The sequence below is a fragment of the Streptomyces sp. NBC_01241 genome (assembly GCF_041435435.1).
Classification (GTDB): domain Bacteria; phylum Actinomycetota; class Actinomycetes; order Streptomycetales; family Streptomycetaceae; genus Streptomyces.
This window is the reverse complement of record NZ_CP108494.1, coordinates 484728-499790: the sequence shown is the minus strand read 5'-3', so window position 1 is coordinate 499790 and position 15063 is coordinate 484728. Positions and strand designations below refer to the sequence as shown.

General features: G+C 72.8%; 1 protein-coding gene (cut by a window edge). It reads right to left on the bottom strand.

The genetic code is table 11. The features are described from left to right. Window positions 1-3: 3 nt before the first annotated feature. Window positions 4-15063, bottom strand: partial view of a type I polyketide synthase gene (locus tag OG306_RS01820; protein WP_371665061.1) — the 3' portion only. Its footprint extends 18930 nt past the window's final position; only the last 15060 of its 33990 coding nucleotides appear in the window; its start codon lies beyond the right edge, outside the window; it ends in the stop codon at window positions 4-6.

Sequence of the window (15063 nt, the reverse complement as noted above, 5' to 3'; positions counted from 1 at the left end):
CGGCTAGTCATCGCCGAGCTCCCTGTCGATGAACGCGAACATCTCGTCGTCCGTCGCCTGGCCGAGCGCGTCGACCACCGAAGGGGCGGCGACCTGCTGCATACCGTCGTCGCCGTACTTGGAGATCATGGATTCCAGGCGCCGGACGAGCTTCGTGACAGCCGCCGCGTCCGCGGTCTGCGCGAGACCGGCCTCGATCTCCTGGAGCTTGTCGAAGAGCAGGGCCGTGGCGGCCATCTCCTGCCGGGGAAGCAGCTCCGCGGCGAGGAAATCGACAAGCTTCGCCGAGGTCGGGTAGTCGAACACCAGTGTCGCGGGCAGTCGGAGTCCGGTGGCCGCGTTGAGCCGGTTGCGGAGTTCCACCGCGGTGAGCGAGTCGAAGCCCAGGTCCTTGAAGGCCTGACGTTCCCCGACGGCGTCCGCGGAGGCGTGCCCGAGGACATGGGCCACCTCCGTGAGCACCGTGTCCTGGAGCAGGCGGCTCTGATCGGCGGGCGACAGCGAGGCCAGCCTCTTCGGGAGCTGCGGCTCCCGCACGGCCGCCTGGCCGGCCCGCCGGACGGCGGCCGGGACGAGGCCGCGCAGCAGCGCGGGCACCGGGGTGGCGCTGTTCCAGGATCGGAGGGCGACGGTGTCGAGCAGCATCGCCACGATGTCGGCGCGGTCCGCGCCGAGGGCGGCGTCGAAGAGGGCCAGGCCCTGTTCGTCGGTCAGGCCGGGGCCGAGACGTTCGGTCCGGTCCTGGAGGTGTCCGGTCATTCCGCTCGCCTGCTGCCACAGGCCCCAGGCCAGGGACAGACCGGGCAGTCCCTCCGCACGGCGGCGGATCGCGAGGGCGTCGAGGTAGGAGTTGGCGGCCGCGTAGTTGGCCTGGCCGGGGGCACCGAACGTCGCCGACGTGGAGGAGTAGAGCACGAACATGGCGAGATCGCTGCCACGGGTCAGCTTGTCGAGGTTGGTGGCGGCGGTGGCCTTGGCGCGCAGGACGGTGTCCAGGCGTTCCTGGGTCAGCGCGGTGACGATGCCGTCGTCGAGGACGCCGGCGGCGTGGACGACGCCGGTGAGCGGGGTCTCGGCGGGTATGCCGTCGAGGACGGTGGCGAGGGCGTCGCGGTCGGCGGCGTCGCAGGCCACGATGCGGGCGTGGGCGCCGAGTTCGGCGAGTTCCGTGACGAGGTCGGCTGCGCCGGGGGCGCCGGGGCCCTTGCGGGACAGCAGGAGCAGGTTGCGGACGCCGTGTTCGGTGACCAGGTGGCGGGCGAGGAGCCCGCCGAGGGTTCCGGTGCCACCGGTGATCAGCACGGTGCCGTCACCGTCCAGCGGCACAGCGGTCGAGCCGGCGGCGGTACGGGCGAGACGGGGCACCAGCAGCGCACCGTCGCGGACCGCTACCTGCGGCTCGTCCACCCCGGCGAGCAGCGCCGGATCGAACGGATCGCCGGATGCCGGGTCGGTGTCGACGAGCACGATCCGGTCCGGATGCTCCGACTGCGCCGAGCGCACCAGACCCCACACCGCCGCACCCACCAGGTCCACACCGACGACAGACCCCGCGGGCACGGCACCCCGCGTCACCACCGACAGCCGTGCGTCATCGTTCTGTTCCGCGTCCAGCCACTCCTGGATACGGCGCATCGCGTCACCGGTGACCGCTTCCACCGGCCCGTCTCCCACGGAGAACACCGTCCACGCGGAGCCGTCCGCCCCGTCCTCGGCAGCCCCATCCGTCACCGCGGCCGGTGACGCGGGCACCCAGTCGACCGCGAAGAGGGCGTCGCCGCGGGCGGCGGCGACCGGCAACTGCTCACGGGAGACCAGGGAACGGACGATCGCCACGGGGGCACCCGTGCCGTCGGCCGCCTTGACGCACACTCCGTCACCCGCGGGGACGATCGCCACCCGGAGAGCCGTCGCCCCGACCGCGAACAGTTCCACACCCGACCAGGCGAACGGCAACCGCGGCCCGGAGGCCTCGGTGTCGCCCGCGACGAGACCGGAGGCATGCAACGCCGCGTCGAGCAGCGCCGGATGGATGCCGAACCCGTCGACCTGGCTCACGGCCTGCTCCGGCAGCACCACCTCGGCGTAGACCGCCGACTCGTCCCGCCACACCGCCTGCACGCCCTGGAACACCGGGCCGTACCCGAAGCCCGCGCCGGCCAGGACGTCGTAGAAGCCCTCGGCCTCGACGGATGTCGCGTCCTTCGGCGGCCAGACCGCCAGATCGAACCCCGGCGCCTCGGCACCCGATGCGGCGACCACACCGGAGGCGTGCAGGGTCCACGTCTCCGTGCCGTCGGGGCGCGCGTGCACCTGTACGGACCGCTCGTCGGACACGTCCGGCGCGTCCGGGGCCATGACCCGGACCTGGACCTGGACGCCGCCCGTGGCCGGGAGGACCAGCGGTGCCTGAAGGACCAGCTCGCGGATCAGTCCACAGCCCACCTCCCGGCCCGCCCGCAGCACCATCTCGACGAGCGCGGCCCCGGGAACCACGACCCGGTCCAGCACGGCGTGGTCGGCCAGCCACGGCTGCGAACCGACCGCCAGCCGGCCGGTCAGCACCATCCCGTCGCCCTCGGCGAGCGACACCGCCGCACCCAGCAGCGAGTGTCCGGCGCCCGCCAGACCGACGGCGCCCAGATCGCCGGGGGCCGTCTTCGGCTGCGGCCAGTACCGCTCGTGCTGGAACGCGTAGGTGGGCAGGTCGACCGTCCGGCCGCCGTACCCTGCGAACACGGCCGTCCAGTCGACGTCGGCACCGGAAGCCCACAGCCGGCTGACCGCGGTGAGCGCGGTGTCGGTCTCGTCGCGGTCCTTGCGCAGGACGGAGACGAACGCGGCGTCGCTGACGGTCTCCTGGGCCATGGCCGACAGGACGCCGTCCGGGCCGAGTTCCACGTACCGCGTCACGCCCATCGCTTCGAGCGCGGTGACACCGTCGGCGAACCGCACCGGCCGCCGGACCTGGTCCAGCCAGTACGCGGGCTCCTGCAGGGCACCCGGCTCGGCGACGGCTCCGGTGAGGTCGGAGACGACCGGGATCCCGGGCGGGCGGAACGTCAACCCGTCCAGGACGACGGCAAATTCCTTCAGCATCGGTTCCATCAGCGCGGAGTGGAAGGCGTGCGACACCGACAGGACGGTGCACCGCACGCCGCGCTCGGCGCATCGGGCGGCGTACCGCTCGATCGCGTCCGAGTCTCCGGACAGCACCACGGAGGCCGGGCCGTTGACGGCGGCGACGTCCAGGCCGGAGTCGGCGACCTCGGCCTCGGTGGCCTGGACGGCGAGCATGCCGCCGCCCGCGGGCAGGGCCTGCATCAGGCGGCCGCGTTCGGCGACCAGGGTGCAGGCGTCGTCGAGGTCGAGGATGCCCGCGACGTGCGCGGCGCTGATCTCGCCCAGCGAGTGACCGAGCAGCACATCCGGGCTCACCCCCCACGACTCGACCAGCCGGAAGAGAGCGACTTCGAGAGCGAAGAGGCCCGCCTGCGCCCACGCCGTCCGGTCGAGGTCGGTGCCGTCGGCGAGGACCTCGCGCAGCGGACGCTCCAGACGCGCGTCGAGCCGCGCGCACACCGCGTCGAAGGCCTCCGCGAAGACGGGGAACGCCTCGTACAGCCCCAGGCCCATGCCCGCGCGCTGCGAGCCCTGCCCCGTGAACAGGAACGCGGTCTTGCCGTCGCCCGCGACACCCGTGGCGAGCGTCGTGTCCCCGGCGAGCACCGCGCGGTGCTCCAGCGTGGCCCTCGTCGTCGCCAGCGACCAGCCGACGTCCACCGGGTCCAACGCGGGACGCCCGGCCACGAAGGACCGCAGGCGTTCGATCTGGGGCAGCAAGGCATCCGCCGACTTCGCCGACACCGGCCACGGCACCGGAGCAGGGAGCCCGGAACGCGTCGGTACCGGGGCCGCCTCGACGGCCGGTGCGGCGGGCGGCGCCTCCAGGATGACGTGGGCGTTGGTGCCGCTGATGCCGAACGAGGACACCGCCGCGCGGCGCGGACGATCCGACTCGGGCCAGGGACGCGCCTCCGTCAGCAGCTCCACCGCACCGGCCGACCAGTCCACCTGCGGCGACGGCTCGTCGACATGCAGCGTCGCCGGCATCAGACCGTGCCGCAGTGCCATGACCATCTTGATCACACCAGCCGCGCCCGCGGCGGCCTGGGTGTGCCCGATGTTCGACTTCACCGAGCCCAGCCAGAGCGGCTCGTCGCTCTCGCCGCGCTCCTGGCCGTACGTGGCCAGCAGGGCCCCTGCCTCGATCGGGTCACCCAGGCGGGTGCCCGTCCCGTGGGCCTCGACGACATCGACATCCGCCGCCGCCACCCGGGCGTTGGCGAGCGCCTGGCGAATCACCCGCTGCTGCGAGGGACCGTTCGGCGCGGTCAGACCGTTCGACGCGCCGTCCTGGTTCACCGCACTGCCCCGCACCACCGCCAGCACCTGGTGGCCGTTGCGCTGTGCGTCGGACAGCCGCTCCAGCACCAGGACCGCCGTGCCCTCGGACCAGCCCGTGCCGTCGGCCGCGGCGGCGAAGGACTTGCACCGGCCGTCGAAGGACAGTCCGCCCTGCCGGGCGAAGTCGACGAACACGGCGGGCGTGGACAGCACGGTCACACCGCCGGCCACCGCCAGCCCGCACTCGCCCGACCGCAGCGCCTGCGAAGCCAGGTGCAGTGCGACCAGCGAGGACGAACACGCCGTGTCGACGGTGACGGCCGGGCCCTCGAGCCCGAAGGTGTAGGCCACCCGGCCCGACAGCACGCTTCCCGCGTTGCCGGTGCCCAGGAAGGCTTCCACACCCTCCGGGACTACGCCCAGGCTCTGGGCGTAGTCGTGGTACATGATTCCGGCGTACACGCCGGTCGACGATCCGCGCAGCGACATCGGGTCCAGCCCCGCGGACTCGAACGCCTCCCAGACCCCTTCCAGCAGCAGGCGTTGCTGCGGGTCCATGGCCAGCGCCTCACGCGGCGAGATGCCGAAGAGGCCCGCGTCGAAGTCACCGGCACCGGCGAGGAAGCCACCGGATCCGGAGACCCCGCTCCAGGTCACGTCCCAGCCGCGGTCGTCGGGGAAGTCCGTCACCCCGTCCCCGCCGGCCGTGACCAGATCCCACAGCCCCTCGGGGGACACCACACCGCCCGGCAGCCGGCACGACATGCCGACGATCGCGATGGGTTCGTCCGCAGCCACCGGCCGTGTGGGCGCCACGGCGGCCGGTACGTCGGATCCCGACAGAAGACCGGCCAGGTGATCCGCGAGGACATGGACACTCGGGTAGTCGAACGCCAGCGTTGCGGGCAGTCGGAGTCCGGTGGCGGCGTTGAGCCGGTTGCGGAGTTCCACCGCGGTGAGCGAGTCGAAGCCCAGGTCCTTGAAGGCCTGACGTTCCCCGACGGCGTCCGCGGAGGCGTGCCCGAGGACATGGGCCACCTCCGTGAGCACCGTGTCCTGGAGCAGCCTGCGCCGCTCGGCCGACGACAGACCGGCAAGCTGCCGCAGCAACGGCGACTCGCCGACCGCGGCCCGGGCCTGGCCCGCCCTGCGGACGACGGCGGCCGGGACGAGGCCGCGCAGCAGCGCGGGCACCGGGGTGGCGCCGTTCCAGGATCGGAGGGCGACGGTGTCGAGCAGCATCGCCACGATGTCGGCGCGGTCCGCGCCCAGAGCGGCGTCGAAGAGGGCCAGGCCCTGCTCGTCGGTCAGGCCGGGGCCGAGACGCCCGGTCCGGTCCTGGAGATGACCGGTCATCCCACTCGCCTGCTGCCACAGGCCCCAGGCCAGGGACAGACCGGGCAGTCCCTCCGCACGGCGGCGGATCGCGAGGGCGTCGAGGTAGGAGTTGGCGGCCGCGTAGTTGGCCTGGCCCGGGGTGCCGAAGGTCGCCGACGCCGAGGAGTAGAGCACGAACATGGCGAGATCGCTGCCACGGGTCAGCTTGTCGAGGTTGGTGGCGGCGGTGGCCTTGGCGCGCAGGACGGTGTCCAGGCGTTCCTGGGTCAGCGCGGTGACGATGCCGTCGTCGAGGACGCCGGCGGCGTGGACGACGCCGGTGAGCGGGGTCTCGGCGGGTATGCCGTCGAGGACGGTGGCGAGGGCGTCGCGGTCGGCGGCGTCGCAGGCCACGATGCGGGCGCGGGCGCCGAGTTCGGCGAGTTTCTCGATGAGGTCGGCTGCGCCGGGGGCGCCGGGGCCCTTGCGGGACAGCAGGAGCAGGTTGCGGACGCCGTGTTCGGTGACCAGGTGGCGGGCGAGGAGCCCGCCGAGGGTTCCGGTGCCACCGGTGATCAGCACGGTGCCGTCACCGTCCAGCGGCACAGCGGTCGAGCCGGCGGCGGTACGGGCGAGACGGGGCACCAGCAGCGCACCGTCGCGGACCGCTACCTGCGGCTCGTCCACCCCGGCGAGCAGCGCCGGATCGAACGGATCGCCGGATGCCGGGTCGGTGTCGACGAGCACGATCCGGTCCGGATGCTCCGACTGCGCCGAGCGCACCAGACCCCACACCGCCGCACCCACCGGGTCCAAGCCCGCACCGGAGTGGGCCGGAACCGCGCCACGGGTCACGACGGCCAGTCGCGAATCCGCGGAATCGGCGTCGTCCAGCCACTTCTGGATCCGGCGCAGTACGTCGCCGACCACGTCGCCCACCGGCCCGGTCCGACTGGCCGTCAGCGTCGTCCACATCGAGGCATCCGTCGCTTCCTCCGCGGCAGCGGTGGTCGCGGACGGGGCAGGGACCCAGTCGACGGCGAACAACGGATCGCCACCGGGCGCGGTGGCAGGCAACTGCTCGGGCGAGACCGCGCGCGCCATCAGGGAACGCACCCGTACCACCGGCTGACCGGTTCCGTCGGCCGCCTGCACGGTGATGCCGTCGCCATCGGGACGGATCGCCACCCGCAGGGTGGTCGCCCCGACCGCGAACAGCTCCACACCCGACCACGCGAACGGCAGCCGCGGCCCGGAGGCGTCGGCGTCACCGGGGAGCAGGCCCCACGGGTGCAACGCCGCATCGAGCAGCGCGGGGTGGATTCCCAGTCCCTCGGCGGACGTTGCGTTCGTGCCCGTGTCCGGCAGCACCACGTCGGCGTAGACACCCGACTCGTCGCGCCAGGCCGCCCGCACCCCCTGGAACACCGGGCCGTACTCGAATCCCGCTGCGACCAGGGCCTCGTAGAACCCGGCCAGGTCCACCGCGGTGGCATGCAGCGGCGGCCACACTTCATGACCGAATCCGGGCGGCGTCCCCGGTCCCTCGGCACTCAGGACGCCGGTGGCGTGCAGAGTCCAGCCGTCCGTGTCCTCGGCACGGGCGTACACCTGCACCGGACGCTCACCCGTCGCGTCCGGATCGTCGACCCGGACCTGGACCTGGACGCCTCCCGCCGCAGGCAGGACCAGCGGCGCCTGGAGGACCAGTTCCCTGACCACTCCGCAGCCGGCCTCGTGCCCGGCGTGCAGCGCCATCTCCAGCAGCGCGGTGCCGGGGACCACGATCCTGCCCAGCACCACGTGGTCGGCGAGCCAGGGCTGCGCGTCGACGGACAGAACACCGTGGTGCACCATGCCGTCCCCGCCGGCCAGGGACACCGCCGCACCCAGCAGCGAGTGCCCGGTGCCGGCAGAGCCGACTCCGCCCGGCGTCGACTGCGGCCAGAAGCGCTGCCGCTGGAAGGCGTAGGTGGGCAGGTCGACCACCTGACCGTGCCGGCCGTCGAGCACGGCCGCCCAGTCGATGTCGGTGCCGGAGGTCCACAGCCGGCTGATCGCGGTGAGCGTGGTGTCGGTCTCGTCGCGGTCCTTGCGCAGGACGGGGACGAACTGGGCTTCGCTGACCGATTCCTGGGCCATGCCCGACAGTACGCCGTCCGGGCCGAGTTCGAGGTAGCGGGTGATGCCCATCGCTTCGAGGGCCGTGACGCCGTCGGCGAAACGCACCGGCCGGCGCACCTGGTTCAGCCAGTACTCCGGCTGCTGCATGGCACCGGGCTCGGCGACGGCTCCCGTGAGGTTCGAGACCACCGGGATGTGCGCGGGACGGAACGTGAGGCCGGCCAGGACGGTCGCGAACTCGTCCAGCATCGGTTCCATCAGCGCGGAGTGGAAGGCGTGCGACACCGACAGGACGGTGCACCGCACGCCGCGCTCGGCGCATCGGGCGGCGTACCGCTCGATCGCGTCCGAGTCTCCGGACAGCACCACGGAGTTCGGGCCGTTGACGGCGGCGATGTCGAGGCCGGATTCGGCGACCTCGTCTTCGGTGGCCTGGACGGCGAGCATGCCGCCGCCCGCGGGCAGGGCCTGCATCAGGCGGCCGCGCTCGGCGACCAGGGCGCACGCGTCGTCGAGGTCGAGGATGCCCGCGACGTGCGCGGCGCTGATCTCGCCCAGCGAGTGACCGAGCAGCACATCCGGGCTCACCCCCCACGACTCGACCAGGCGGAACAGAGCGACTTCGAGAGCGAAGAGACCGGCCTGCGCCCACACCGTGCGGTCGAGGTCGAAGCCGTCGGTCAGAACCTCCCGGAGCGGGCGCTCCAGCCGGACATCGAGCCGTGCGCACACCGCGTCGAACGCTTCCGCGAAGACGGGGAACGCCTCGTACAGCCCCAGGCCCATACCGGCACGCTGCGAGCCCTGGCCGGTGAACAGAAACGCCAGTCGGCCGTCGCCGGCGACCCCGGCCGCGAGCACGTCCCCGTCGGACAGGACCACGCGGTGTTCCAGCGCGGCCCGGGTGGTGGCCAGCGACCAGCCGACGTCCAACGGGTCCAGCTCTGGCCGCCCCGCGACGAACGAGGTCAGCCGCTCCACCTGCGCCCGCAACGCGGTCTCGGACTTCGCCGACACCGGCCACGGCACCGGCCCCGTTCCGCGAGCGGCCCCGGCACCGGCCCAGCGGGCCGGCTCCGGGTCCGGCGCCTGCTCAAGGACGACGTGCGCGTTGGTGCCACTGATGCCGAACGAGGACACCGCCGCGCGGCGCGGACGATGGGACTCCGGCCAGGGACGCGCCTCGGTCAGCAGTTCCACCGCGCCCGTCGACCAGTCCACCTGCGGGGACGGCTCGTCGACGTGCAGTGTGGCCGGGAGCACGCCGTGCCGCATCGCCATGATCATCTTGATGATGCCCGCGACACCGGCGGCAGCCTGCGTGTGACCGATGTTGGACTTGATCGAGCCCAGCCACAGCGGCTCGCCGGCCTCGCCACGCTCCTGGCCGTAGGTCGCCAGCAGGGCCCCTGCTTCGATCGGGTCGCCGAGCCGGGTCCCGGTGCCGTGCGCCTCGACGACATCGACATCGGCACCGGTGAGCTGGGCGTTGGCGAGGGCCTGGCGGATCACGCGCTGCTGGGAGGGGCCGTTGGGGGCGGTGAGGCCGTTGGAGGCGCCGTCCTGGTTGACGGCGCTGCCGCGCACCACGGCGAGGATCTTGTGCCCGTTGCGCTCGGCATCGGACAGCCGCTCCACGAGCAGCAGACCCACACCCTCGGCCCAGCCGGTGCCGTCCGCCGCTCCCGCGAAGGACTTGCAGCGGCCGTCGGCGGCCAGACCGTCCTGCCGGTCGAACTCGGCGAACGCCGCGGGGCTCACCATCACCGTCACACCACCGGCAAGAGCCAGACCGCACTCGCCCGACCGCAGCGCCTGCGCGGCCAGATGCAGAGCCACCAGCGACGACGAACACGCCGTGTCCACCGTCAGCGCCGGGCCCTCCAGGCCGAACGCGTACGCCACCCGGCCGGAGATCACACTGTTCGCCGTGCCCGAGAGCAGATGCCCCTCGGACCCCGCGACACCGCTGTTGCCGTACCCCGACGACGAGGCTCCCGCGAACACTCCGACGCTGCGGCCCTTCAACGAGCGGGGGTTGACACCGGCCGACTCGAACGTCTCCCAGGCCGCCTCCAGCAGCAGCCGCTGCTGCGGATCCATCGCCAGCGCCTCACGCGGCGAGATCCCGAACAACGCGGCGTCGAACTCGTCCGCGTCATGGACGAACCCGCCCAGTCCGGCCACACCGTCCAGGCCGTCCACGGGCCAGCCACGGTCGGCCGGGAACGGAGTGATGCCGTCGGCCGCGGACTCGACCAGATCCCACAACTGCTCCGGAGAGTTCACTCCGCCCGGATACCGGCACGCCATGCCCACGATCGCGAGCGGCTCGTCCGGCGCAGAACCCGCGGAACGCGCCGGCAGTGCGGAATCCGGCTCCTCGTCCCCGACGAGCTGCGCCAGGAGGTGATCACCCAGAACCGTCGGACTCGGATAGTCGAACACCAGCGTCGCCGGCAGCGACAGCCCGATGTGCTCGGCCAGCAGGTTCCGCAGTTCGACCGCCATCAGCGAGTCGAAGCCCAGATCGCGGAACGCCCGGCCCGCGTCCACCGCCTCCTCACCCGCATGACCCAGCACCTGAGCGGCCTGCGCCCGCACCAGATCCAGCACCATCCGGCGACGGTGCTCCACCGCGGCCCCCGTGAATCGCCGGGCCCACGGCGATCCGGACTCCCCGGAGCGCACCGGATCCGGAGCGCCTGCCGCCTCCGGAAGATCCGCCAGCAGCGCGCTGGCCCGCAGCGAGGTGAACGCCGGGGCGAACCGCGGCCAGTCCACATCGGCGACCGTCACACACGACTCACGGCCGTCCACCGCCGTGGCCAGGGCCTGAATCGCCAGGCCCGGATCCATCGGCAGCAAGCCGCGTCGGCGCAGTGCCTGCTCCGCCTCGCCCTGGACCGCCATACCGGCTCCGGCCCAGGGGCCCCAGGCCACGGATGTGCCGGGAAGTCCGCGGACATGGCGGTGCTGGACCCAGGCGTCGAGGAAGGCGTTGCCCGCCGCGTAGGCGGCCTGGCCACCACTGCCCCAGGTCGCGGCGATCGACGAGAAGACGATGAAGAGGTCGAGCGGCAGATCCGCGGTCAGTTCGTCCAGCAGGACCGTGCCTTCGGCCTTCGCCCGCACCACGTCCGCGAACGCCGCGGCGGTGGTCTGTTCCAGCCCTCCCGTGTCCCCGACGCCGGCCGCGTGGACGACGCCTGTCAGCGGCATATCGGTGGGGACACCGGCGATCACCGCGGCAAGGGCGTCCCGGTCGGTGACGTCGCAGGCGGCGACGGTGACCCGGGTGCCGAGCCGGGTGAGTTCCTCGGTCAGGCCGTCGGGGGCGATGCCGCCGCGGCTGGTCAGCACCAGATGCGGCACACCCCGGTCGGCGAGCCAGCGGGCGACCTCGGCGCCCAGCGCGCCGGTGCCACCGGTGACCAGCACGGTCCCCGACGGCTGCCAGCCCTCGCCGACCACGCCTGCCGGCAGCGCACGCGCCAGGCGGCGGCCGTACGTACCGGACCCACGGATCGCGATCTGGTCCTCGCCGCCACCGGCGGCCAGGACACCCGCGAGGCGGGCACCCGCCCGCGCGTCCAGGACCTCGGGCAGGTCGACGAGACCGCCCCAACGGTGCGGCAGCTCCAGGGCAGCGACCCGGCCCATGCCCCAGACCGCGGCAAGGCCGGGGCTCACCAGACGGTCCGAGCGGCCCACGGACACCGCGCCACGGGTCAGCACCCACAAGGGCGCATCCACCCCGGCCAGTGACTGCACCACGGCCAGCGCACCCACGACGTCGTCCGCGAGCAGTACCACCCCGGCCACGTCAGCCGGCAGCGACACCTCTTCGGCTTCCACACCGACCACGGTCGCGCCCGCGGCGGAGAGCGCCGCGGACACGTCGGCGTCCTCGGAACCGATGATCGCCCAGGTGCCGGACAGCGTCGGCGGAACCGGATCGGCCAGCGGCTTCCACGTGACCCGATAACGCCACGAATCGAGCGTCGAGCGTTCCCGGTGACGCCGCCGCCAGGCGGCGAGTGCCGGCAGGGCCGACTCCAGACCCGCCAGCTCGGACAGGTCCTCGCGTTCGACCGCGTCCCAGAACGCGGCATCGACCAGCTCACCGCCGGTGGGTGCGGCGACGGGCTCGGGCCAGTACCGCTGTCGCTGGAAGGGGTAGGTGGGCAGGTCGACCGTCCGGCCGCCCCAGCCGGCGAACACCGCCGTCCAGTCGATGTCGGTGCCGGTCGTCCACAGGCGGCTGATCGCGGTGAGGGTGGTGTCGGTGTCGTCGCGGTCCTTGCGCAGGACGGGGACGAACACGGCACCGGTGGCGGTGTCCTGGGCCATGCCCGACAGGACACCGTCGGGGCCGAGTTCGAGGTAGCGGGTCACGCCCATGGTCTGGAGGGTGGTGACGCCGTCGGCGAAGCGGACCGGCTGGCGCACCTGGTGCAGCCAGTACGTGGGCTGCTGCATGGCACCGGGTTCGGCCACGGCGCCGGTGAGGTTCGAGACGACCTGGGTATGTGCGGGGTGGAAGGTCAGCCCCTCCAGGACGTTCGCGAACTCGTCCAGCATCGGTTCCATCAGGGCCGAGTGGAAGGCGTGCGACACCGACAGGACGTTGAACCGCAGGCCACGCTCGGCGCACTGGGCGGCGTAGTGTGCGATGGCTTCGGTGGTGCCGGAGAGGACGACGGAGTTGGGGCCGTTGACGGCGGCGATGTCGAGGCCGGAGTCGGCGACGTCGGCTTCGGTGGCCTGGACGGCGAGCATGCCGCCGTCCGCGGGCAGCGCCTGCATGAGGCGGCCGCGTTCCGCGACCAGGGTGCATGCGTCGTCCAGGTCGAGGATGCCGGCGACATGTGCGGCGCTGATCTCGCCCAGGGAGTGGCCGAGGAGCACGTCCGGGGTCACGCCCCACGCTTCGACGAGGCGGAAGAGCGCGACTTCGATGGCGAACAGCGCCGCTTGTGCCCAGGCCGTCTGATCGAGGTCGGTGCCCTCGGCAAGCGCGTCGCGCAGGGGCCGCTCCAGGCGGAGGTCGAGTCGGGCGCAGACGGCGTCGAAGGCTTCGGCGAAGACGGGGAACGCCTCGTAGAGCCCCAGCCCCATGCCCGCGCGCTGGGAGCCCTGGCCGGTGAACAGGAACGCGGTCTTTCCTGCGGCCACGACACTGGTGGCGAGTGTCGTGTCGCCGTGGAGCACCGCACGGTGCTCCAGTGCGGTCCGCGTGGTGGCGAGCGACCAGGCCACGTCGACCGGGTCCAGTTCGGGCTGGTCGGCGACGAAGGCTCGCAGGCTGTCGATCTGTGCGCGTAGGGCGGTGTCGGACTTGGCCGAGACGAGCCACGGCACCAGGCTGGGCGTCTGCTGCTTCGTCACATCCGAGACCGGCTCGGGCGCGGGTGCCTGTTCGAGGATGATGTGGGCGTTGGTTCCGCTGATGCCGAACGAGGAGACCGCAGCGCGGCGCGGACGGTCCACCGCAGGCCACGCGCGCTGCTCGGTGAGCAGCTCCACCGCACCGGCGGTCCAGTCGACCTGGGTCGACGGTTCGTCGATGTGGAGGGTTGCGGGCATCAGGCCGTGGCGCAGGGCCATGACCATCTTGATGACGCCGGCGACGCCGGCGGCGGCCTGGGTGTGGGCGATGTTGGACTTGACCGAGCCGATCCACAAAGGCTCGTGACCGGCGCGGTCTTGGCCGTAGGTCGCCAGCAGCGCCTGGGCCTCGATCGGGTCGCCGAGGCGCGTGCCGGTGCCGTGGGCCTCGACCACGTCGATGTCCGCACCGGTCAGGTCGGCGTTGGCCAGCGCCTGGCTGATGACCCGCTGCTGCGAGGGTCCGTTCGGCGCCGACAGGCCGTTGCTGGCGCCGTCCTGGTTGATGGCGCTGCCCCGCACGACGGCGAGGATCTTGTGTCCGTTGCGTTGGGCGTCCGAGAGTCGCTCCACCAGCAGCAGGCCGACGCCTTCGCCCCAGCCCATGCCGTCGGAGGAATCGGCGAACGACTTGCACCGGCCGTCGGACGCCAGCCCGCCCTGACGGTCGAACTCGCCGAACACACTTGCGTCGGCCATGACGGTCACGCCGCCGGCGAGCGCCATGTCGCATTCACCGGTCCGCAGCGCCTGCGCGGCAAGGTGCAGGGCGACGAGGGAGGAGGAGCAGGCGGTGTCGACGGTGACGGCGGGGCCTTCGAGGCCGAAGGCGTAGGAGACGCGTCCGGACATGACGCTGGTGGCGTTGCCGGTGAGGAGGTGTCCTTCGGCGCCTTGGGGGATCTGGGTTCCGGTGCCGTAGCCGGAGGTGGTGCCGCCGACGAATACGCCGGTCGCCGAGCCGCGCAGTCCGACCGGGTCGAGGGCGGCGGACTCGAACGCTTCCCATGCGGTTTCCAGCAGCAGTCGTTGCTGGGGGTCCATGGCGAGGGCTTCGCGGGGGCTGATGCCGAACAGGTCGGCGTCGAACTCGTCGGCGTGGTCGAGGAACGCGCCCCGGCCGGCGATGCCCTCGGGCCAGCCACGGTCGGTGGGGAACGGCCCCACCGCGTCGCCCGCGTCGGCGACCAGGTCCCACAGGGACTGGGCCGAGGTCACCGAGCCGGGGAAGCGGCAGGCCATGCCGACGATCGCAACCGGCTCATCCACGGCCACCGACACCGGACGCGCCACCGACGGCGTCCCCGCTTCGGTACCGGAGAGTTCGGTGAGCAGGAAGTCGGTCAGGACGAGGGGGGTGGGGTGGTCGAAGACGAGGGTGGCCGGCAGCCTGAGTCCGGTGACCGACTGGAGACGGTTGCGGACCTCGACTGCCATCAGGGAGTCGAATCCGAGGTCGCGGAAGGCCCGGCCGGCTTCCACGGACTCCCCGTCCGCGTGCCCGAGGACGGCCGCGGCGTGGGTGCGCACGACGTCCAGCACCACCTGCCGGCGCTGCGCGGCCGCTGTCCCTGCGAGCTGCTGCCGCAGGTCGGCTGCTCCGCCGTCCTCCTCGAACGATGTCGGTGTGTCCGGGGTGGTGGCTTCGGGGAGGTCGGCGAGGAGTCGGCTGGGGCGGATGGCGGTGAACGAGGCTGTGAAGGTGGGCCAGTCGATGTCGGCGACGGTCAGTCCCGACTCCCCGGCGTCGACGGCTGCCGCGAGGGTGCGCATGGCGAGTTCGGGGTTCATCGGGGCCATGCCGCGTCGGCGCAGGAGCTGCTG